This window comes from Nocardioides epinepheli, assembly GCF_037936805.1.
Classification (GTDB): domain Bacteria; phylum Actinomycetota; class Actinomycetes; order Propionibacteriales; family Nocardioidaceae; genus Nocardioides.
Map to the genome: position 1 here is coordinate 93,220 of NZ_JBBMMC010000013.1, position 21,899 is coordinate 115,118.

Below are 21,899 nucleotides of genomic sequence, written 5' to 3' on the forward strand. Positions count from 1 at the left end.
TGCTGGGCGAGCTCTTCGCCCGGACGGCTCGTGAGTGGTGCTGGTTGCTGCCGGTGGTGCTTGCGGTGGTGCTTGTGGACATGCGGTGGCGGGGCCGGCGTGGCCGGCCCCGCCACCATCTAGCACTCAGTGCGCGATGTCACTGGGCGACGTAGATGTTCTTCCAGGTCGGCATGCCGATCGTGTTGTCGATGTAGTGACCCATGATCTTCGAGCCGTGCTGCTGGGCGACGCCGCCGTAGCGGGTGACGAACAGCGGCAGGTAGTCGGTCATGACCTCCTCGTCGAGGGCACCCCAGGCGGCGGGCTGCTCCTCGACGTCCATCTGGAGGATGTCCTTGATCTTCTGGTCGATGGCGGGCTCGTTGAACACCGAGTAGTTGGAGCCGAGACCCTCCTTCTGGAGGTTGGTGCTCTGGATGACCGGCGGGAACCAGGACCCACCGGACGGCCAGTCAGCGATCCAGCCGGCCGGACGGACGTTGATGTCCGCGTCGGGGTCGGCACGCACCGTGGAGAGCTCGGCGACGGTGGTCGGCAGCGGGCTGGCCTTGAAGCCGGCCTTCTCGAGCGAGGCGACGATGGCGTTCTTGCCCGCCACAGCCTGCTCGTCGTCGTTGGCGTAGGGCCACTTGATCTCGAAGCCGACGGCGCCGGCCTCCTCGAGGAGCTGCTTGGCCTTGTCGGTGTCGGTCGTGCCGATCTCGTGGTCGGGGATCGGGTTGAACTCCACACGACCGGGGGTACCCGGCGGCATCAGCGTGGAGCCCGGGATGGCGGTGACGCCGTCGATGAGACCGGTCGCCCGGTAGAAGTCGGCGTAGGGGAACGCGTAGGCGAGCGCCTGGCGCACCTTGAGGTCGGTGATCTTGCGGTAGTCCATGCCCCAGTAGGAGGTCAGCGGGAAGCTGCCGACCACGAGTCGACCGGACTCGTTCATGTCGCGGTAGTTGGCCGAGAGCACGTCGTCGTAGGTGAGCGTGGTCTGCGCGTCACCCTTGTCGCCGACCATCAGCTCGTCGATCTTCTCCGAGGCCTCCTGCAACTTGAAGTTGTAGGAGTCCGGGTAGGCGGTGCGTCCCGGGTCGCTGTTGGGGTCCCACTGGTCGTTGCGGACCAGGGTCAGCGCCTTCTCCGGGGTGTAGTCGGCGAACTTGTAGGGCCCGGTGGCCAGCGGGTGCAGCGCGTAGGCGGCCGGGTCGGAGCCCTGCTTCTCCGGGATCGGGCCCATCGCCGCGAACGACAGCCAGTACGGCAGGTCGGGGAACGGGGTGTCCATGTGGTAGGTGAGCTTGTTGCCCTCCACCGTCACCGCGTCGAAGCCGTCGAGGCCCTTGCCGGTGAACGGACCCTCGTAGGTGGAGCCACCCTTGAAGAAGTCGTTGGAGTAGGCCGGGCCCTCGGGGAACTGGGTGCGGTCCATCGACCGCGCCGCGGCGTAGACGAAGTCCTCGGGCTTGACCGGGGTGCCGTCCTCGTACTTGATGCCGTCCTTGAGCTCGAACGTCCAGGTCTTGAAGTCGTCACTGGGCTCACCGAGACTGGTGGCGAGGTCGGGGATCAGGATCATCGTCTCCGACTCCTCGTCATAGACGTACTGCGTCAGCTGACGAGTCACGAGGCTGGTGAGGATCGAGGTCGTGTTCTGGTAGTAGGCCTCGGAGGGGTCCATCGTGTTCAGACCCGCGTTCGAGAGCACCGTGACGGTGCCGCCCTCGGTGGCGCCGTCGATCGTGACCGGCCCGTCGACCCTGTTCGGGTCCTGGCCTTCGCCGGTGTCGCCACCGTCTCCGGCCTTCGAGGTGTCGTCGGAGCTGACACCTCCGCGACCGCCGTTGCCGTCGCCGTCGCCGTCGTCGCCGCCACCGCCACAGGCCGCCAAGGCGAACATGCTGACGGCTAGCACGGCAATGGCTGAGTTCCTCAACCGCATCGTGTTGCCACCCTTCTCTTCTTTTCTGGGGTTCTCCCGAGGCCGGAGGCGGCTCATCGGCGAGTCTTGGGGTCGAACGCGTCGCGCACGGAGTCTCCGAGGAGGTTCAGCGCGATCACGAGGATCATCACGGTGAGCACGGGGGCCCACAGGTACAGCGGATAGCTGTCGTAGTAGCGCGCGGCCTTGTTGATCGTCTTGCCGAGCGAGGTGCCCTCGCTCAGGCCGATGCCGAGGAAGGAGAGGCCCGCCTCAGCGGCCACGAAGCCGGGCAGTGCCAGCGATACCGCGACGACGATCGGGGCCACCAGGTTCGGTAGCAGCTCCTTGAACAGGATCTGGCGCGTCGGGACGCCGATCACCCGGGCGGCCTGCACGAACTCCCGCTCGCGCAGGGAGAGCACCTGCCCGCGGATCAGGCGGGCCAGGCCCATCCAGCCGAAGAGCACGAGCACGCCGATGAGGGAGAAGAACTGCGCCTTGCCCAGGCTGTCGGCGCTGGTGAAGTTGCTGACCAGGATCGGGGCCAGCGTCAGTGCGCCGAGCACGAACGGGAAGGAGAGGAAGAAGTCGATGACGAACGACAGCAGCGAGTCGAGCCAGCCCTGGGCGTATCCCGCGATCAGGCCGAGGGTGACCCCGACGACCGTGGCGAAGATGGTGGCCAGGGTGGCGACCAGCAGCGAGGTGCGCAGGCCGTAAACGAGGAGCGCGAGGTTGTCGAAGCCGGAGCCGGGCTCGATGCCCAGCGGGTGCGACCAGGTGAACTTCTCATACGGCGGCCCGATCAGCGGGTAGCCGTCGAAGGCGGTCATCTCACTCGCGGTCGGCGCGCCCGCGCTGTAGTCCTTGTAGATGCCCATCGCGTTCGTGATCACCGGTGCCAGCAGACCGATGAGGACCAGCACCAGCAGGATGATCGCGCAGGTGACCGCGACCCAGTCCTTGCGCAGCCGGGCCAGAGCGATCTGGGTCGGCGAACGACCCGCGAGCTCCTTTGCCTGCTTGGCGGACTTGCCGCGCGGCTTCTCCGGCTCGTCCTCGAATCCCTCGAGGACGTCGGTGCTCATCGGATCGGTCATGCCCACCCTCACCGGACCTGTTCACCAGGTCTCGCTTCCGCCTCACCGGTGACGATCTTCGCCACCGGCGCGCCTGCGCGCCGGGAGGGACTCTAGGCGACCAGATCGCGATCGCGGGGCACGCGGCGATAACGATCTGGTCTCGACCGGTCGGACGGTCAGCCCGGGATCAGCCCTCGGACGGGAGATCTTCCGTCGCAGTGGCGTCGACACCGGCTTCCTTGCGCTGCTGCGCGGTGATCGGTGCGGGCGCCGCCGTCAGCGGGTCGTAGCCGCCTCCGGACTTTGGGAAGGCGATGACGTCGCGGATCGAGTCGCTGCCGGCCAGCAGCGACACGATCCGGTCCCAGCCGAAGGCGATGCCGCCGTGCGGGGGCGCGCCGTAGGCGAAGGCGTCGAGGAGGAAGCCGAACTTCTCCTGGGCCTCGTCCTCCTCGATCCCCATGATCGCGAAGACCCGCTTCTGGATGTCGTCGCGGTGGATACGGATCGAGCCGCCCCCGATCTCGTTGCCATTGCAGACGATGTCGTAGGCCCAGGCCAGCGCGTTGCCGGGATCGGCGTCGAAGGAGTCGAGGTCCTGCGGGGAGGTGAACGCATGGTGCACGGCGGTCCAGGCGCCGCTGCCCACGGCGACGTCGCCGGCCGCGGTCGCCTCGTCGGCCGGCTCGAAGAGCGGCGCGTCGACGACCCACAGGAAGCTCCACGCGTCCTCGTCGATCAGGCCGCACCGGCGGCCGATCTCCAGGCGGGCGGCGCCGAGCAGCGCGCGGCTGCTCTTGACCGGGCCGGCGGCGAAGAAGATGCAGTCGCCGGGCTCGGCTCCTACGTGGGCCGCGATACCGGCACGTTCGGCGTCGGTGAGGTTCTTGGCGACCGGCCCGGTGAGCTCGCCGTCGTCCTGGACCAGGACGTAGGCCAGGCCTCTGGCACCACGCTGCTTGGCCCACTCCTGCCAGGCGTCGAGCTGCTTGCGCGGCTGGCTCGCGCCGCCGGGCATGACGACGGCGCCGACGTAGGGCGCCTGGAAGACGCGGAACGTGGTGTCCTTGAAGAACTCGGTGCACTCCACGAGCTCCTGGCCCATCCGCAGGTCGGGCTTGTCGGAGCCGTAGCGGGCCATCGCCTCGGCGTAGGTCATCCGCGGCAGCGGGGTGGTGATCTCGTGGCCGATCAGGGCCCACAGGGCCACCAGGATCTCCTCGGCGACGGCCAGGACGTCGTCCTGCTCGACGAAGCTCATCTCGATGTCGAGCTGGGTGAACTCCGGCTGCCGGTCGGCGCGGAAGTCCTCGTCGCGGTAGCACCGCGCGATCTGGTAGTAGCGCTCCATGCCGGCCACCATGAGCAGCTGCTTGAACAGCTGCGGGCTCTGCGGCAGGGCGTACCAGCTGCCCGGCGCGAGGCGTGCCGGCACCAGGAAGTCGCGCGCGCCCTCGGGCGTGCTGCGAGTCAGCGTCGGCGTCTCGATCTCCACGAAGCCGTGTCCGTCGAGGACGTCGCGGGCGGCCTTGTTGACCCTGCTGCGCAGGCGCAGGGCCTGGTTCGGGCCGGAGCGCCGCAGGTCGAGGTAGCGGTGCTTGAGCCGGGCCTCCTCCCCCACCTCGACGTGGTCGCTGATCGGGAACGGCAGCGGCACCGCGGCGCTGAGCACCTCGACGTCGGTGGCGACGACCTCGATGTCGCCGGTGGGCAGGTTGGGGTTCTCGTTGCCCTCCTTGCGGGCCACGACCTCGCCGGTGACCTTGAGGCAGTACTCGGCGCGCAGCGCGTGCGCGACCTCCTCGTCGCGGATCACCACCTGCACGACGCCGCTGGCCTCGCGCAGGTCGATGAAGGCGACCCCGCCGTGATCGCGACGGTTAGCCACCCACCCGGCGAGGGTGACGGTCTGGCCGACGTTCTCGGCACGCAGCGTGCCGGCGTCATGAGTGCGGATCACGAGTTCTCCTGGTTGTTGCTCGTGACGACCTGCGGTCGCAGGTCGTCGGTGGGTGGGGTCCAGGCCGACGGGTCGGCGTCGACCTGGTCGCCCGAACGGATGTCCTTGACCTGGTGGGTGCCGTCGTCCTGTTCGAACCAGACGTACGGGATGCCGCGTCGTTCGGCGTTGCGGATCTGCTTGCCGAACTTCTGTGCATTGGCCGAGACCTCGCACGGGATCCCGCGGGCGCGTAACCGAGCGGCGACGTCGTCGCTCGTGCCGCGACTCTCCTCGTCGACGACGGCGACCAGCACCGCGCTGGGCACCGAACGGCTGCCCGCGACGACGCCGTCGGCGAGCAGCGGGATGAGCGAGCGCGAGACGCCGAAGGACACCCCGACGCCCGGATAGGTGGTCCGGCCGTCGGTGGCAAGGGCGTCGTAGCGGCCACCGCCTCCGACGGACTTCAACCGCTCGTACCCGGCCATGAAGATCTCCACGACGGTGCCGGTGTAGTAGTCCAGTCCCCGGGCGATGCGCAGGTTCGCCTCGACGGTGACGCTCGACGCGGAGGCGGCCGCGCAACCGGCGACGACGGCGGCGAGCTCGCCGAGGCCCTCCTCCAGCAGGTCGTCCTCGACGCCGAGGGCTCGCACGCGCTCCACGAAGGAGGTGTCGGGCACCCGGATCGTGGCAAGCTCCAGGCAGCGTGCCGCCTGCTCATCGGTGGCGCCGGCATCGCTCACCAAGAGCTCGGCGACCTTCTCGCGAGGCAGCTTGTCGAGCTTGTCGATCACCCGGATCGCGGCCTCGATGTCGGGAATGCCGAGTCCGCGGTAGAAGCCCTGGATGAGCTTGCGGTTGTTGAACTGGAAGCTCACCGGTGGGATCGGCAGCGCGTCGAGCGCCTCGACCATCACGCGCATCACCTCGACGTCGTGGTGGAACGCGAGCTCGTCGCGACCCACGATGTCGACGTCGGCCTGGGTGAACTGCCGGTAGCGGCCCTCCTGCGGCCGCTCACCGCGCCAGGCCGGTTGGATCTGGAAGCGCCGGAACGGGAACTCCAGGTGCCCGGCGTGCTCGAGGACATAGCGCGCGAAGGGCACGGTGAGGTCGAAGTGCAGGCCGACCCCGGCCGACTCACCGCCCTCCTCCTTCTGGATCCGCTCGAGGACGTAGACCTCCTTGGAGGTCTCGCCCTTGCCGAGCAGGACGTCGACCGGCTCGACTGCGCGCGTCTCGATGCTGGTGAAGCCGTGCAGCTCGAAGGTGCGGGCAAGGGAGTCGATGACGGCGCGCTCGACGACGCGCGCCGAGGGCAGCAGCTCGGGGAAACCGCTCAGCGGGGCGATCTTGGCCATTGGGGTCCTGGGTCAGTCCGGGGTCAGTCGTGGAGGTCTTGCAGATAGGGATTGGTGGCGCGCTCGCGGCCGATCGAGGTCTGCTCGCCGTGCCCGGGAAGCACGACGACGTCGTCGGCCAGCGGCAGCACCTTGTCGCGCAGGCTGCGCAGGATCGTGGGATGGTCGCCGCCGGGCAGGTCGGTGCGCCCGATCGAGCCCGCGAACAGCAGGTCGCCGGAGAACATCACCTCGGAGATGTCCGGCTGACCGGCGGCCTCGCCGTACGGCGTCCGGAAGGTCACCGAGCCCTCGGTGTGGCCGGGCGTGTGGTCGACGGCGAACTTCAGGCCCGCCAGGTCGATCACCTGGCCGTCGGCCAGCTCCTTGACATCGTCGGGCTCGGCGAAGCTGTGATCGCCGCCGAGCAGCATCCGCGCGGTCTCGGGCGACATGCCCTGCATCGGGTCGCTCAGCAGGTGCCGGTCGCGCGGATGGATCCACGCGGTGGCGTCGTAGGTGCCGGCGACCGGCGCCACGCTCCACATGTGGTCGATGTGGCCGTGGGTGACCAGCACCGCGACCGGCTTGAGCCGGTGCTCGCGCACGAGGTCGACGACCCCGCGGGTGGCATCCATCCCGGGGTCGATCACCACGCACTCGGTGCCCGGCCCGGTGGCCGCGACATAACAGTTGGTGCCCCACGGACCAGCGGGGAAGGCGGCGATCAGCACTGCCTCAGGGTAGCGAGCCCGGCGCGGCCCGGGCGCGCCGGTGTCCGACGCGCGCACGCGCACCTCATGCTGGTCCTTTAGGGTGGTGGGGCGCAGGATCTGACGAAGAGGGAATGTAGTGACGAGTAGCGAATGGGGCCGCGTCGACGACGACGGCACCGTCTACGTGAAGACGACTGACGGCGAGCGCGCGGTGGGCTCCTACCCCGCCGGCACCCCCGAAGAGGCACTTCACTTCTTCACCGAACGCTACGAGGCGCTGTCCTTCGAGGTGCAGCTCCTCGAGCAGCGGGTCAACTCGGGCAAGCTCTCGCCCGAGGAGGCCGCCGAGTCGATCAAGACCGTGCGCGCCCAGGTGAGCGACGCCAACGCCGTCGGCGACCTCGCGGCACTCGGCGCCCGCCTCGACGCGCTCGCCCCGGTGCTGGCCACCCAGCGTGAGGCCCGCCGCGCGGAGAAGGCTGCCAAGGCCGAGGAGTCGAAGGCCGCCAAGGAGCAGATCGTCACCGAGGCCGAGGCCATCGCCACCGGCACCGACTGGCGCAATGGCGCCAACCGGCTGCGCGACCTGCTCGAGCAGTGGAAGGCGCTCCCCCGCATCGACCGGCCGTCCGACGACGCCCTGTGGAAGCGGTTCTCCGGCGCCCGCACCGCCTACACCAAGGCCCGCAAGGCGCACTTCGCCGAGCAGGACGAGAAGCGCGAGGGCGCCCGCGTAGTCAAGGAGCGGTTGGCCAAGGAGGCCGAGGCCCTGGCGTCGTCCACCGAGTGGGGACCGACCGCCGGCCGCTACCGCGACCTGATGCGCGACTGGAAGGCCGCCGGCCCCGCCCCCAAGGACGTCGACGACGCTCTGTGGAAGCGCTTCCGCGGCGCCCAGGACCAGTTCTTCGGTGCCCGCGACGCCGCCAACGCCGCTCTCGACGCCGAGTTCGAGGCCAACGCCGAGGTCAAGGACGCCTTGATCGTCGAGATCGAGGCGCTGGTGCCGGTCAAGGACTTCGACGCCACCAAGAAGACCTTCCGCGACCTCGCCGACAAGTGGGAGGCCGCCGGCAAGGTGCCCCGCAACCGGATGAAGGAGCTCGAGGGCCGCATGCGCGCCGTCGAGAACGCCATCCGGTCCGCCGAGGACGACCAGTGGAAGCGCTCGGACCCGGAGAAGTCCGCCCGCGCCAACGACATGGTCACCAAGCTCGAGGACGCCATCGCCAAGGTCGAGGCCGATCTGGAGTCCGCCCGCGCGGCCGGGAACGAGAAGAAGATCAAGGAGCTCGAGGAGAACCTCGACTCGCGCCGCTCCTTCCTCGAGATGGCCAGGCGCGCCTCCGCCGACTTCTCGGGCTGACCCTTGCGCGCCTTCGGCGCACTTGCCCGCCGCCTTCGGCGGCGGGGGGTGGTGGGTCGCCGGTCTCGCGGGGGTGGTGTGGGACGGCCCTCTGGCCGAACCGGCTTCCGGGGGACAGGGTCCCCGCGTCGCTCGGGTGGCCTGGCAGGTGGGCCGGCTTGGGCTCTCCGGCGCCGCGCGTCCTTTTAGCCCCCGGAAGCCGGTCCGTCCGCCGGGCAGTCCCACACCACGTTCACCCCGCTCGTTGCTGGTCGGGTGAGATGTGAGGGATGGTGAGTCTCGCCGCTCACGTCACATCGCGACGTGGGTTGCGGACAGCCACTCCCAACCACATCCACACCCACAGCAGCCAAGGGGACCCGGTGGTGCGCGGCCGGCCGGAGGACGAGGCCCGCTTCCGAGGGCTAAAAGGACGCGCGGCGCCGGGGTACCAAGCCAGCCAGGCACCCAGAGACCGCCCGAGCGACGCGGGGCCCTTGTCCCTCGGAAGCGGGTCTCGGCCGCAGGCCGGACGCGCACCACTCCCCGCGGCGGGCGACCCACCCCGCTCCCGCCGCCGAAGGCGGCGGGCTAGGCCGTGACGCGGTAGGCGTCGAAGACGCCGGGGACGCCGCGGACGGCGCGCAGGACGGTGTCGAGGTGCTTGGCCTCGGCCATCTCGAAGCTGAAACGGGACTTGGCGACGCGATCGCGGGTGGTGGAGAGGCTGGCGGAGAGGATGTTCACGTGCGCGTCGGAGAGCACCATGGTGATGTCGGAGAGCAGGCGGGCGCGGTCGAGGGCCTCGACCTGGATGTTGACCAGGAACATCGACTGGCCGGTGGGGGCCCACTCCACCTCGAGCACCTTCTCGGGCTGGCGGCGCAGGTCCTTGGCGTTGGTGCAGTCCGCGCGGTGCACCGAGACTCCCCCACCCTTGGTGACGAAGCCGAGGATGTCGTCGGGGGGCACAGGGGTGCAGCACTTGGCGAGCTTGACCCACACGTCGGGTGAGCCCTTGACAATGACGCCGGCGTCGGCGCCGCCGCCCGCGATCGAGCGGCCACGGCGTCCGGTGATGGTGACGGCCTCGGCCAGGTCCTCCTGGACGCCCTCGTCGCCGCCGTGGAGGTCGATGACGCGGCGGACGACGGCCTGGGCGCCGAGGTTGCCCTCCCCTACCGCGGCGTAGAGCGCGGTGACGTCGGCGAGCTTGAGCTGGGCGGCGACCAGGGTGAGCGACTCGTGGGTGAGCAGCCGCTTGATCGGCAGCCCCTCCTTGCGCATCAGCTTGGCGATCGCGTCCTTGCCGCGCTCGACTGCCTCCTCGCGGCGCTCCTTGGTGAACCACTGACGGATCTTGGACCGGGCTCGCGGAGACTTCACGAAGCCGAGCCAGTCGCGCGAGGGGCCGGCGTTGGCGGACTTGGAGGTGAAGACCTCGATGACGTCGCCGTTCTCGAGCGTCGACTCCAAGGGCACCAGGCGCCCGTTGACGCGCGCGCCGATGGTGTGGTGGCCGACCTCGGTGTGGACGGCGTAGGCGAAGTCGACGGGGGTGGAGCCGGCCGGCAGGGCGATGACGTCGCCGCGCGGGGTGAACACGTAGGTCTCGGCACGGTTGATCTCGAAGCGCAGGGACTCCAGGAACTCGCCGGGGTCCTCGACCTCGCTCTGCCAGTCGAGGAGCTGGCGGACCCACGACATGTCGTCCATGTCGCCCTTGCGCTCGGTGTCGCGGCCCTCGCGCCCGTCCTCCTTGTACTTCCAGTGCGCCGCGACGCCGTACTCGGCGCGGCGGTGCATCCCGAAGGTGCGGATCTGCATCTCCACCGGCTTGCCCTGCGGGCCGATGACGGTGGTGTGCAGCGACTGGTACATGTTGAACTTCGGCATCGCGACGTAGTCCTTGAACCGGCCCAGCACCGGGTTCCAGCGCGAGTGGAGCACGCCGAGGACCGAGTAGCAGTCGCGGTCCTCGTCGACGAGGATCCGGATGCCGACCAGGTCGTAGATGTCGTCGAAGTCGCGGCCGCCGACGATCATCTTCTGGTAGATCGAGTAGTAGTGCTTGGGACGGCCGGTGACGGTGGCCTTCACCTTGGCCTCGCGCAGGTCCTTCTCGACCTGGCTGATCACCTCGGCGAGGAAGCTGTCGCGCGAAGGGGCCCGCTCGGCGACCATCCGCACGATCTCGTCGTAGATCTTGGGGTGCAAGGTGGCGAACGCGAGGTCCTCCAGCTCCCACTTGATGGTGTTCATGCCGAGCCGGTGGGCCAGCGGGGCGTAGATGTCGAGGGTCTCGCGGGCGGTGCGCTCCTGGCTCTTGAGCGGCACGTAGCGCAGGGTGCGCATGTTGTGCAGCCGGTCGGCGAGCTTGATGACGAGGACCCGGATGTCGCGCGACATCGCCACGATCATCTTGCGGATGGTCTCGGCCTGCGCGGAGTCGCCGTAGACGACCTTGTCGAGCTTGGTGACGCCGTCGACCATCCGGGCGACCTCGTCGCCGAAGTCCTCGCGGCACTCGTCGAGGGTGTAGGAGGTGTCCTCGACGGTGTCGTGCAGGAGGGCGGCGACCAGGGTCGGCTCGGTCATGCCGATCCCGGCGAGGATCGTGGTGACCGCGAGCGGATGGGTGATGTAGGGGTCGCCGCTCTTGCGCATCTGGGTGCCGTGCATCTTCTCGGCGGTGGTGTAGGCGCGCTCGAGAAGGGCCAGGTCGGCCTTCGGGTGGTTGGCCCGCACGGCGCGGAAGAGCGGTTCGAGCACCGGGTTGACGGCCTGGTTGCGGCTGCCGATGCGGGCGAGCTTCGCGCGCATGCCGCGACCTGAGCCGCCCGCCATCGCGGCGGCGGGGTCGGGGCGCGGGGCGGCCGGAGGTCGCGGGCTCGGCGCGTCGGAGCCCGGGGTCGCGGTCCGCTCCTCCGTCATGTCACCAGTCTAGGGGCAGTCCAGGGGCACCGAGTCGGCCCGCGACCTCGACGGCACGGGGCGCAAAGGGGCGGGTCCGGCTTCGAGACTCGTTCCACAAGCGTTCTGAGCGACCAGGCCGCGGACCATCAGGGAGCCGACTGGGCGGCCCATCCCTGAACTTGTCGGCCGGGATATCGGCCGCCAAGTTCATATTTCCCCGGTCGACCGGGGAAATCCCGCCCCGCCGAGGCCGGCCAGGACGGCTACCGGAGCGGGTCAGACGGCCATCAGGGCGGTGAGTGGGAGGTCGCCGAGGGCGTCGCGGCCGGGGAGGAAGGTGAGTTCCATCAAGACGGCGATGGCGGTGGGGACTCCGCCGCACTGAGCGACGAGGTCGCGGGTGGCGGCGACGGTGCCGCCGGTGGCGAGGACGTCGTCGATGAGCAGCACCCGTTCGCCGGGGGTGATCGCGTCTCGGTGCAGCTCGAGGGTCGCCTGGCCGTACTCGAGGTCGTAGGAGACCGCATAGGTCTCGCCGGGGAGCTTGCCGACCTTGCGCACCGGCACGAAGCCGACGCCGAGCGCCAGGGCCACGGGGGCGGCGAAGATGAACCCGCGGGCCTCCATGCCGACGACCTTGTCGACGGCGACGGAGCCTTCGGCGTCGCGACCGGCCGCCGCGAGGCCCTCCACGGCGGCCGCGAAGCCCGCCGGATCGGCCAGCAGCGGCGAGATGTCCTTGAACACGACTCCCGGCTGGGGGAAGTCGACGACGTCGACGATGAGGCGGTTGACCGCCTCGGCGGCCGCCGCGTGCACCTCGTCGCGCGGACCTGTCGTCACCGCGACGGCCCTACTTCCCGCGCTTGGACTTGGACTGGCGACTCGGCTGGTTGCGCCCCGAGCTCGCGCTGCGGCTCACCGGACCGCGGGCGGGCGGGACCGTGCGGCCGCGTCCGGTGGCGCTGGAGTCCGGCTTGGTGAGGGTCGGGCGACCCGAGGACGGGGTCGACTCGACGTCGTCGGTGACCACCTCGATCTCGATCTCCTCGTCCTCCTCGCCGTCGGGATCGCGGCCGACCGGCATGTCCTCGGTGAACGACGGCACGCTGGCGTAGCGGTCGACCTGGGCGCGGGCGCGCGCCTTGGCGCGTCGCTCGGCGAGCTTGACCTCGTCCTCGTTGGACTTCAGCTGCACGAGCACGCGGGGCGCGAGGATGACCGAGGAGTACACGCCGACGGCCATGCCGACGAACTGCGAGAGCGCGAGGTCCTGCAGCGAGCTCGCGCCGAGCTGGGCGGCGCTGACCCACAAGATCGCACCGATCGGGATCAGCGCCACGATGCCGGTGTTGATCGAGCGGACCAGGGTCTGGTTGACCGCGAGGTTGGCGGCCTGCGCGTAGGTCTGCCGGTTCTTGCGCATCTCGTGGGTGTTCTCGCGCACCTTGTCGAACACCACGACGGTGTCGTAGAGCGAGAACCCGAGGATCGCCAAGAGTCCGGTGACCGCCGCCGGCGTCACCTGGAAGCCGGAGAGGGCATAGACCCCGACGGTGATCACGACGTCGTGGGCCAAGGCCACGAAGGCCGCCACCGACATCTTCCATTCACGGAAGTAGAGCGCGATGAAGATCAGCACCAGGACGAGGAAGACCCCGACACCGAGGGCGGCTCGCTTGGCGACCGCCTCTCCCCAGCTGGCGCCGATGTCGGAGTTCGACACGTCGTCGGGAGAGACGCCCGCCGCTTTCACAAGGGCGTCCTTGATGGCCTGGACGTCCGCCTGAGGCATGTCTTCGACCTGGATCAGCACCGCATTGCCGGCGGTGGTGACCGTGGGCGACTCGGCGCCGGCGACCCCGGTCTCGGCCACGACCTTGCCGTAGTCGTCGGCGACCTGTTGGGTCGCCCCGCCGCTGACGGGCACCCGGAACTCGTTACCGCCGGTGAACTCGATGCCGAAGTTGAGGCCACGGATCAGGATCGCCGCGATCGCGGCGAGCACGATGACACCGGTGATGGCGTACCAGAGCGGACGACGCCCGACGAAGTCGTAGGACTTGCGGCCCGTGTAGAGCTCGTTGCCGAGCCGTGAGAACTTGCCCATCAGGCCCTCCCTCCGGCCGGCGCGGCAGTGGGGCCGTCGATGCCGAGTGTCTCGGGACTGAGGCCGGAGAGCCGGTGTCCGCTGTTGAAGAACTTGAAGTGGGCCAGCCACGACACCATCGGCTTGGTGAACCAGAAGAGGATCGCGAGGTCGACGATCGTGGTGAGCCCGAGCGCGAAGCCGAAGCCCTTCACCGCGCCGGTGGCGAAGATGTAGAGCACCGCCGCCGAGAGCAGCGAGACCACCTGTGCGGCGAGCCGGGTGACCTTGGCGCGCTTCCACCCGGTCTCCACCGCGACCCGCATCGACTTGCCCTCGCGCATCTCGTCTCTGATGCGTTCGAAGAAGATGATGAACGAGTCGGCGGTGACACCGACCGCGATGATCAGTCCGGCGATGCCGGGGAGGGTGAGGGTGAAGCCTGCGGTCTCGCTGAGCAGGAGCACCAGCGAGTAGGTGACCGCCGCCGCGGCCAGCAGCGAGGCCACCACGACCAGGCCGAGGCCGCGGTAGTAGCACATGCAGTAGATCAGCACCAGGCCGAGGCCGAAGGCACCGGCGGTGAGCCCGGCGGTGAGCTGGTCGCCGGCGAGGGAGGGCCCGATGTTCTCGGTGGAGGACTCGAAGGTGATCGGCAGCGAGCCGTACTTCAGGCTGGTGGCGAGGTCCTTGGCCTGGGTCTCGGTGAAGTTGCCGGAGATCTGGGCCTTGCCGTCGGTGATCTGCGAGGTGAAGGTCGGCGCGGTGAGCACTGCGCCGTCGAGGACGATCGCGAACTGGTCGACGTCCTTGGTGAGCTGCTGGGAGGCCTGGGTGAAGACGTCCTTGCCCTTGCCGCCGATCTCGAGGGTGACGGCGTAGCGCAGCTCGTTCTGCGGGATGCCGTAGCTGGCGTCCTTCAGGTCGGTGCCGGCAATGACGGCCGGCGAGAGCAGGTACTTCACCGACGGGCGGGCCGGGGTGCTCCCGGACGCCGGCTCGGGCGGCTCACAGGCCACCAACGGCTTGAGGGGGTTGTCGACCGGGGTGTCGGGCAGGTCGGCCGGAGCGCCTTGCACCTTGCTGATCGTGCCGTCCTCGCCGCACTGGTAGGCGTTGAAGAGGTCGTAGTCGGCCTGGGTGTAGCCGCCGCGCATGAAGGCCAGTGCCTGGTCGAGCGGGACCACGGCGGTCTCCTCGAAGGACTCCGCCGGCGCCGAGGGCGAGTCGGTCGGAGACGCCGGGGTCGTCGCGGAGTCCGTCGGACTGCCGGCGAGGTCGGACGGCGAGTTCGTCGCGGAGTCCGAGGGCGAGTCTGACGGCGGGTCGGTGGGGTCGTCCTGCCCGAACGGCGCGACCCGGTTGTTGCCCTGGCCGTCGCTGGCACCGTCCGTGGCGGTCGTCGACGGAGCGCCGGTCGTCGGAGCGTCCGTGGTGGGCGGCGGGGTCGGCAGCTGCTCGGCGGGCGGCTGCTGCGGGTTCGCCCCGGTGGGCGGCTGGCAGCCGCGGGTCTCGTCGCAGCCCACGAGCCGGAACCGGAGCTGGGCCTGGCGCTCGACGACCTCGACCAGGTCCTGCCGGAGATCGCCCGGGATCTCGACGACCACGACGTCGCCGCCCTGCGTCATCACCTCGGCCTCGGAGATGCCGGAGCCGTTGACGCGCTGGTCGATGATCGAGCGCGCCTCGTTGAGGTTCTCCGAACTGGGAGAGCCCTTGGCCTGCAGGGTGATCCGCGTACCGCCCTGGAGGTCGAGCCCGAGCGCCGGGGTCCACGAGCCGGCGAGGGCGACCAGCCCGTAGAGGACTCCGAGCCCGACGAGGAACGCGACCAGGACGCGTCCGGGGTGGGCCTGCTTCTTCGCCGCCATGCTCAGCTCTCTCCAGCCTTCGGCGCGCCCGGCGCCGAGGGGTCTACGTCATCGCCCGCACCGGGAGCGGGGTCGGTGGTGCGCTTCTCCAGGCGCGGATGCTCGACGTCGTCGCGCGCCGCCATGTCGTCCGTCTCATCGACCTCGTCGAACTCGTCGACCTCCTCGTACGGAGCCGACGCCTCGTCGGAGGTCCGCGAGGCGATCGCGGCGCGCATCACGCTCATCACGACGCCGGGCGCGAACTCGATGTCGGCACGATCCTCGCGCAGCGCCACGACGGTGCCGAAGAAGCCGGACGTCAACATGACCTCGTCGCCGACCTCGATGGAGGCCTGAAGCTGCATCGTCTGTCGCTGCCGCCGCTGCTGCGGCCGGATGATCAGGAGCCAGAAGATCGCAATAATGGCAACGAAGGGCAACAGCCCAAGCAGCCCTTCCACGTGAAGCAGACCCCTCGGCTCGACAGCAGTTCAACGCACAGAAGCGGGCGATCCGCGACCAGCGGATCGACCGACAGGCGAGTCTAGCCGCCCGACCGCGAAACCTGAGGAATCCCCGGCCGTTTCGGCGCTCGTCTCTGTGGGGCTCAACGACTCAGGGGTCGAACAGAGTTCCCTCGTCGCCGGATCGGTCGTCATTCCCCGCGGGAGGCAGACCCAGGTGCTCCCAGGCGGCCGGAGTGGCGATCCGGCCGCGGGGGGTGCGCGCGAGGAAGCCCATCCGCACCAGGAACGGCTCGGCGACCTCCTCGACGGTCTCCCGCTCCTCCCCCACCGCGACGGCGAGCGTGGAGACACCGACCGGTCCCCCGCCGAAGCGCCGGCACAGGACGTCGATGACGGCGCGGTCGAGCCGGTCGAGGCCGAGGCGGTCGACCTCGTAGAGGTCGAGGGTGCGGTGGGCGACGTCGAGGCTGACGACGCCGTCGGCGCGCACCTGGGCGTAGTCGCGGACCCGGCGTAGCAGGCGGTTGGCGATCCGGGGGGTGCCGCGCGAGCGCGACGCGATCTCGGCCGCCCCCTCGTCGGTGAGCCGGACGCCGAGCAGGCCGGCGGAGCGATGCACGATCCGGTAGAGCTCGTGGGCCTCGTAGAACTCCAGGTGGCCGGTGAACCCGAACCTGTCGCGCAGCGGGCCCGGGAGCAGGCCGGCGCGCGTGGTGGCACCTACCAGCGTGAACGGCGGGATCTCGATCGGGATGGCGGTGGCGCCGGGGCCCTTGCCGATGACGACGTCGACGCGGAAGTCCTCCATGGCCAGGTAGAGCATCTCCTCGGCCGGGCGCGACATCCGGTGGATCTCGTCGATGAAGAGGACGTCGCCCTCGTTGAGCCCCGACAGGATGGCCGCGAGGTCTCCGGCGTGGGTGATCGCCGGGCCACTGGTCAGCCGCAGCTGCGCGGAGAGCTCGGCGGCGATGATCATCGCGAGCGTGGTCTTGCCCAGCCCGGGCGGCCCGGAGAGCAGGACGTGGTCGGGAGCGCGACCGCGTTGCTTGGCCGCCTCGAGCACCAGGCCGAGCTGCTCGCGGACCCGGGCCTGACCGACCACCTCCTCCAGGGTGCGCGGGCGCAGCGCCGCCTCGATGGCGCGCTCGTCGCCCTCGGCCTCGGCGGCGGTGATCGAGGGAGCCTCGGGATCGAGGTCGAGGTCGGCGTCCGGGCCGATCATCGCGCGTAGGTGGCGCTCCTCGGCGGCGGCCAGGTCGTCGTCGTTCATGTCAGGCCTTGCTCAGCGAACGGAGCGCCGCCCGCAGGAGGGCGCCGACGTCGGGGGCGTCGCCGGCCTCGGGCGCCACGGCATCGACCGCCTTCTCGGCGTCCTTGGCGCTCCAGCCCAGACCCATCAGCCCCTGGTGCACCTGGTCGCGCCAGGGAGCGGCGGTCGGCTGTGCCGCGGCACCGGGACGCGCGCCGGTGGGTGCGCCGATGCGGTCCTTGAGCTCGAGGATGATCCGCTGGGCGCCCTTCTGGCCGATGCCGGGGACCTTGGTGAGGGTCTTGACGTCGTCGGAGGCGATGGCGCGGCGCAGGTCGTCGGGTGCGAGCACGGCGGTGATCGCCTGGGCGACCTTGGGGCCGACGCCCGAGGCGGTCTGGACGAGCTCGAAGATCGCCTTCTCGTCGTCGTCGACGAAGCCGAACAAGGTGAGGGAGTCCTCACGCACGACCATGCTGGTCGGGAGGGTGGCGTTCGCCCCGGTGCGCAGGGTCGCGAGGGTGCCGGGGGTGCACATCACCTCCAGGCCGACACCGCCGACCTCCACCACGGCGCTGCTGAGCGTGAGCGCGGCGACCTGGCCGCGGACGTAGGCGATCATCGGGTCCTCCTGCCGGCCGCGGCGAGCGCGGCGTCGATCCGGGCCTGGGCGCCTCCGCGCCAGATGTGGGTGATGGCCAGCGCGAGCGCGTCGGCGGCGTCGGCCGGCTTCGGCGGAGCCTCGAGCCGCAGGATGCGGGCGATCATCGAGCCCACCTGCGCCTTCTCGGCCCGGCCGTTGCCGGTGACGGCGGCCTTGACCTCGCTGGGCGTGTGCAGGGCGACCGGCAGTCCCTGCCGGGCGGCCACCACCATCGCGATGCCGCTGGCCTGGGCGGTGCCCATCACGGTGCTGACGTCGGAGCGGGCGAAGACCCGCTCGACCGCGACGGCGTCGGGGCAGTGCTCCTCGATCCACGCCGCCACGCCCTTCTCGATGGTGACCAGTCGCTGGGCCACCGGGAGGTCGGAGGAGGTGCGCACGACGTTGACGTCGACCAGTCGCAGCGCGCGACCGACACTTCCCTCGACCACGCCCAGTCCGCACCGGGTCAGCCCGGGGTCGATGCCCAGCACGCGCACCCGGGCCCTCCTCAGCTCGTCGTCAGATCATCGAACGTGTGTTCGGAGTCCACCGTACGACGCCGTCCTCCGACGCCGGCGCCCGACACGCTGCGCTCGCGCAGGTTGCGTGGGCTGCCGGGTGGGTCTGAGCACGGCGCGCGTCCCGGGATTTCCCCGGTCGACCGGGGAAATCTGAACTGGGAGGGCGATATATCGGCCCCCAAGTTCAGGGATGGGCCGCCCAGTCGGACGCGAGCGCGGGAGGGCGCCGAGGCACTTCGTCTCAGGCGGTGCCCTCAGGCGTCTTCGAGCTCCTCCATGATCTCGTCGGAGACGTCGAAGTTGGCGAAGATGTTCTGCACGTCGTCGAGATCCTCGAGGGCGTCGAAGAGGCGGAAGAACTTCGCGGCGCCGTCCTTGTCGAGCTCGATCTTGTTGTCGGGCACGAAGGAGGCCTCGGCGGAGTCGTAGTCGATGCCGGCGGCCTGGAGGGCGGTGCGGACCGAGACCAGGTCGGTGGCCTCGGAGACGACCTCGAAGGCCTCGCCGAGGTCGTTGCACTCGTCGGCGCCGGCCTCGAGGGTGGCCTCGAGGACGTCGTCCTCGGAGACGGTCTTGCCCTCCTGGTCGGCGGGCACGATCACCACGCCCTTGCGGTGGAAGAGGAAGGAGACCGAGCCGGGGTCGGCCAGGGAGCCGCCGTTGCGGCTCATCGCGGTGCGGACCTCCATGGCGGCGCGGTTCTTGTTGTCGGTGAGGCACTCGATGAGCATCGCGACGCCGCTGGGGCCGTAGCCCTCGTAGGTGATCGTCTGGTAGTCGGCGCCACCGGTCTCGGCACCGGACCCGCGCTTGACGGCGCGGTCGATGTTGTCGTTGGGGACCGAGGACTTCTTCGCCTTCTGGATGGCGTCGTAGAGCGTCGGGTTGCCGGCGGGGTCACCGCCGCCGGTGCGCGCGGCGACCTCGATGTTCTTGATCAGCTTGGCGAACATCTTGCCGCGCTTGGCGTCGATGGCGGCCTTCTTGTGCTTGGTGGTCGCCCATTTGGAGTGCCCGGACATGCGTTCCTCTTCTGAACCTCGTGAAGCGTCTGCGGTCCCTGCCTCACGCACCGCTCACGAGGTCGAGGAGCAGTCGGTGGATCCGACCGTCGCCGGAGACCTCGGGGTGGAAGGACGTGGCGAGCAGGTGGCCCTGACGGACCGCGACGATTCTATCGGCGGCCGGTCCGCGGGCCACGCGCGCCAGCACTTCGACGTCCGGACCGGCCTGCTCGACCCAGGGCGCGCGGATGAAGACGGCGTGCACGGGGCCCGCCACGCCCGCGACGTCGAGGTCGTCCTCGAAGGAGTCGACCTGGCGTCCGAAGGCATTGCGCCGGACGGTGACGTCGAGCCCGCCGAGCGTCCGCTGACCACCCGGTACCGCGGCGCCGTCGATGATCCGGTCGGCGAGCAGGATCATGCCGGCGCAGGTGCCGAGCACCGGCAGCCCGCCGGCGATGCGGTCGCGCAGCGGCTCCAGGAGCCCGAAGGCCTCGGCGAGGTTGGCCATAGTGGTGGACTCCCCGCCCGGCAGCACCAGTGCGTCGACGTCGTCGAGCTCGGCCGGGCGACGCACCGGCACCGCCTCGACTGCCAGCCCGGTCAGCGTTCGTAGGTGCTCGCGGACGTCGCCCTGGAGGGCGAGCACGCCGATGGTCGTCACCGGCGCATCGTAGGGCCGCGGGCCACGCCGCCCGCGGGCGCGCCCGAGCGGTCAGCCGGTCAGCCGGTCAGATGGTCGTGGTGGCGGACTGGATCGTCTGGTTGCCCAGGTTGTCGGTCACCCGGACCGTGAGAACGTAGGTCGCCGGGTCCTTGATCCCCTGCCCCGGCGAGCCCGGGATGGTCCAGTCCGGCGCGTAGTAGGACGCCGGCCGGTAGGCGCAGGTCGCGGTGCCGGCGCTCTGCCAGCGCAGCACCGGGTCCCAGCACTGCGCGACGCCGCCGGACAGGGTGCGGCGCAGGATGTACTCGACCGAGGCGATCCCGGACGCGGACGACGCCGTGCCGCACGCCACCGAGCCGGAGCAGCCGCCGAGGGGGACCGGGATCACCACCGCCGGGGGCGTGGCGGTCGAGGGGGCGTAGGCGATGCGGGCGCCTTCGTTGGTCCAGCTGTCGCCCATCCGGGCCCGGACGGCGTACCAGACCTGGCCGGCCACCGGGCCGGCGTCGGTGCAGGTCAGTGCGGCCGTCGTGCAGACGATCGCCGGCGTGCCACCGGACGCCGAGGTGTACCGCAGGATCTCGTAGCGATCGGCCGTGCCGAGTCCTGCCGCGGTGGCGCTCCACGACAGCTGCACCGGGCCCGACGAGGGCGCCGACGTCGTGGGCGTGGCCGGGGTGGCGATCCTCCCCGACGTGAAGGCGGAGTCGGGTGCGGCGGCGGTTCCGGCGCGCACCGTGGCGGGGTCGGTGAATGCCGCGAGGGTGCCGGCTCCCCCGGCCAGGAGGACGACGGCCGCCACCGCAAGGGCGGCGAGCAGGGCGCCGGCCTGCTTCGCGGCGCTCACGCGATCACCTGGGTAGCCAGGAGCGCGATCGAGACCGAGCCGGTGGTCACGTTCTGGTAGGCGTTGCCGGTGCTCGCGGGGAGGGTGACCTGCACGCACAGGGTCTGGGACGCACCGCGGTTGAGCCGCGCGGCGACCGCGCCGGAGGCCACCGGGGTGCCGCCAGCACAGGTCTCGGTGCGCGGGTAGGTGTTGTCGTCGCCGGTCTCGCTGCCACCGACGAACATGCGCACCTCGAGCGCCGGTCCGAGTCCGCCCCCGGTGCTGACCGTCGGGGCGTAGGTGAAGTCGGCGTCGCCGACGTTGGCGATCGACAGATTGGCCGCGACGCTCTCGCCCGGCACCATCGTCGTCAGCGACAGGTTCGTGGCGGCATAGGCCGTGGGGTTGCCCTGCTGTCCGTTGACGGTCAGGTCGAGCCTGCCGCTGGAGAATCCGGAGCCGGTCACCGTGGCGGCGTCGGTCCAGTAGGCGTAGGTTCCCTGGCCGCCCAGGAGCAGGCAGATCGCACCGAGCAGCGCCAGCGCACCGAGAATCATCCGGCTCCGCGCGAAGCGGCGGTCGGTCGCGGAAGGCTCAGCCATGACGCTCCTCGACTCGGTTCCGGCGCAGGGCGAGCAGGAACCCACCGATGCCGGTGAGCGCCAGGCCGAGCCACACCAGTGCCGGCGTCACCGCGGCTCCGGTCTCGGGGAGGATCGCCGCGGGCGAGTCGCTGCCGGGAGCGGCCTGCGGCCGGTCGGTCGGATCCGGCGTCGGTCGCGAGGTCGGGTGGGGCCCGGTCGCGTCGGCGTCGGTGAGCCGGACGCGGAAGTCGAGGTCGCTGCTCTGGAGCATCGTGGCGTTGGGCGCGGCCGCGTCGAGCGCGACCCTGACGTCGAGACGCAACGACTCACCGGCGTCCAGGCCGGCGGCGTCGAGGAGGACCTGCTCACCGGTCGCGGCGGTCGAGGTCCACGGCGCACCGTGGGCGCGCACGGCGACATGGAGGTGTCCCGATCGCCGCAGTCCGTCGCGGGCCGCCTCGGCGAGGGTGACCGTGAGGAGACCGGCGTCGGAGCCCTGGTTGCGGACGTGGAACGTCGCCGTGCGGGTCTGGCCGGGGACCCAGCGCTCGTCCTGGGCGAACAGCGGCTCGAGGGAGTGACCCCACCGCGTCCCGTCACTGCTGAGGCCGAGCCGGTCGTCCTCCGACGGGCCGGCCCAAGCCGGCGCCGGTGCGAGGGAGATCGCGATGGGGACGAGAAGAAGCACGCCGATGCGTCGAACGTCGATGCGCACGCGATGCATGTCT

19 protein-coding genes are annotated in these 21,899 nt (G+C 70.5%); 1 reads left to right on the forward strand and 18 read right to left on the reverse strand.

The features are described from left to right. Positions 1-139: 139 nt before the first annotated feature. From WMR31_RS17055 to WMR31_RS17075, 5 genes are all read right to left on the reverse strand, one after another. Positions 140-1,891 carry an ABC transporter substrate-binding protein gene (locus tag WMR31_RS17055; protein ID WP_340540073.1) on the reverse strand — a complete coding sequence of 584 codons (1,752 nt, stop codon included), beginning with the start codon at positions 1,889-1,891 and terminating at the stop codon, positions 140-142. 95 nt (positions 1,892-1,986) lie between these two features. Continuing rightward, positions 1,987-3,015: an ABC transporter permease gene (locus tag WMR31_RS17060; RefSeq protein ID WP_340540074.1), complete on the reverse strand. Its 1,029-nt coding sequence runs from the start codon at positions 3,013-3,015 to the stop codon at positions 1,987-1,989. 169 nt (positions 3,016-3,184) lie between these two features. Then, entirely contained in the window at positions 3,185-4,957 is a 1,773-nt protein-coding gene (gene aspS, locus WMR31_RS17065) for an aspartate--tRNA ligase (RefSeq protein WP_340540075.1), read from the reverse strand. Next, positions 4,954-6,303, reverse strand: a complete 1,350-nt coding sequence (gene hisS, locus WMR31_RS17070; protein WP_340540076.1) for a histidine--tRNA ligase — start codon at positions 6,301-6,303, stop codon at positions 4,954-4,956. Before hisS ends, aspS begins: the two co-directional genes overlap by 4 nt. Before the next feature lie 23 nt (positions 6,304-6,326). Further along, positions 6,327-7,016 carry an MBL fold metallo-hydrolase gene (locus tag WMR31_RS17075; protein WP_340540077.1) on the reverse strand — a complete coding sequence of 230 codons (690 nt, stop codon included), beginning with the start codon at positions 7,014-7,016 and terminating at the stop codon, positions 6,327-6,329. Positions 7,017-7,134: 118 nt separating this feature from the next. On the opposite strand from WMR31_RS17075, the gene WMR31_RS17080 reads away from it, so the two are divergent. Beyond that, a complete protein-coding gene (locus tag WMR31_RS17080) occupies positions 7,135-8,364 on the forward strand; it encodes a DUF349 domain-containing protein (protein ID WP_340540078.1) in 1,230 nt (409 codons plus the stop codon). Between the two features lie 570 nt (positions 8,365-8,934). Here the strand turns inward: WMR31_RS17080 and WMR31_RS17085 are convergent. The 13 genes from WMR31_RS17085 to WMR31_RS17145 form a co-directional block, all read right to left on the reverse strand. Beyond that, positions 8,935-11,277 (reverse strand): RelA/SpoT family protein, encoded by a 2,343-nt coding sequence (locus WMR31_RS17085; protein ID WP_445321643.1) that lies wholly within the window; start codon positions 11,275-11,277, stop codon positions 8,935-8,937. 258 nt (positions 11,278-11,535) lie between these two features. Then, entirely contained in the window at positions 11,536-12,102 is a 567-nt protein-coding gene (locus tag WMR31_RS17090; protein ID WP_340540079.1) for an adenine phosphoribosyltransferase, read from the reverse strand. A gap of 10 nt (positions 12,103-12,112) precedes the next feature. Beyond that, on the reverse strand, positions 12,113-13,369 hold the full coding sequence (secF, locus tag WMR31_RS17095) for a protein translocase subunit SecF (protein ID WP_340540080.1): 1,257 nt from the start codon (positions 13,367-13,369) through the stop codon (positions 12,113-12,115). Next, positions 13,369-15,219 (reverse strand): protein translocase subunit SecD, encoded by a 1,851-nt coding sequence (secD, locus tag WMR31_RS17100; RefSeq protein WP_340540081.1) that lies wholly within the window; start codon positions 15,217-15,219, stop codon positions 13,369-13,371. Before secD ends, secF begins: the two co-directional genes overlap by 1 nt. 2 nt (positions 15,220-15,221) lie before the next feature. Beyond that, on the reverse strand, positions 15,222-15,662 hold the full coding sequence (gene yajC / locus WMR31_RS17105; RefSeq protein WP_340540082.1) for a preprotein translocase subunit YajC: 441 nt from the start codon (positions 15,660-15,662) through the stop codon (positions 15,222-15,224). A 154-nt stretch (positions 15,663-15,816) separates the two neighbouring features. Then, positions 15,817-16,941, reverse strand: a complete 1,125-nt coding sequence (gene ruvB / locus WMR31_RS17110) for a Holliday junction branch migration DNA helicase RuvB (RefSeq protein WP_340540084.1) — start codon at positions 16,939-16,941, stop codon at positions 15,817-15,819. A gap of 1 nt (position 16,942) precedes the next feature. Next, positions 16,943-17,542: a Holliday junction branch migration protein RuvA gene (gene ruvA, locus WMR31_RS17115; RefSeq protein ID WP_340540085.1), complete on the reverse strand. Its 600-nt coding sequence runs from the start codon at positions 17,540-17,542 to the stop codon at positions 16,943-16,945. Further along, positions 17,539-18,054, reverse strand: a complete 516-nt coding sequence (ruvC, locus tag WMR31_RS17120; protein ID WP_340540128.1) for a crossover junction endodeoxyribonuclease RuvC — start codon at positions 18,052-18,054, stop codon at positions 17,539-17,541. The genes ruvA and ruvC overlap by 4 nt, the downstream gene beginning before the upstream one ends. A gap of 287 nt (positions 18,055-18,341) precedes the next feature. Continuing rightward, entirely contained in the window at positions 18,342-19,109 is a 768-nt protein-coding gene (locus tag WMR31_RS17125; RefSeq protein WP_340540086.1) for a YebC/PmpR family DNA-binding transcriptional regulator, read from the reverse strand. Between the two features lie 43 nt (positions 19,110-19,152). Further along, positions 19,153-19,755: a pyridoxal 5'-phosphate synthase glutaminase subunit PdxT gene (pdxT, locus tag WMR31_RS17130; RefSeq protein WP_340540087.1), complete on the reverse strand. Its 603-nt coding sequence runs from the start codon at positions 19,753-19,755 to the stop codon at positions 19,153-19,155. A 67-nt stretch (positions 19,756-19,822) separates the two neighbouring features. Next, on the reverse strand, positions 19,823-20,605 hold the full coding sequence (locus WMR31_RS17135) for a MotB domain-containing protein (RefSeq protein ID WP_340540088.1): 783 nt from the start codon (positions 20,603-20,605) through the stop codon (positions 19,823-19,825). Continuing rightward, the gene (locus WMR31_RS17140; protein WP_340540089.1) at positions 20,602-21,189 is read right to left on the reverse strand and encodes a TasA family protein; all 588 of its coding nucleotides are present in this window, start codon (positions 21,187-21,189) and stop codon (positions 20,602-20,604) included. Before WMR31_RS17140 ends, WMR31_RS17135 begins: the two co-directional genes overlap by 4 nt. Further along, positions 21,182-21,895, reverse strand: a complete 714-nt coding sequence (locus tag WMR31_RS17145; RefSeq protein WP_340540090.1) for an LPXTG cell wall anchor domain-containing protein — start codon at positions 21,893-21,895, stop codon at positions 21,182-21,184. The genes WMR31_RS17140 and WMR31_RS17145 overlap by 8 nt, the downstream gene beginning before the upstream one ends. Positions 21,896-21,899: the final 4 nt, after the last annotated feature.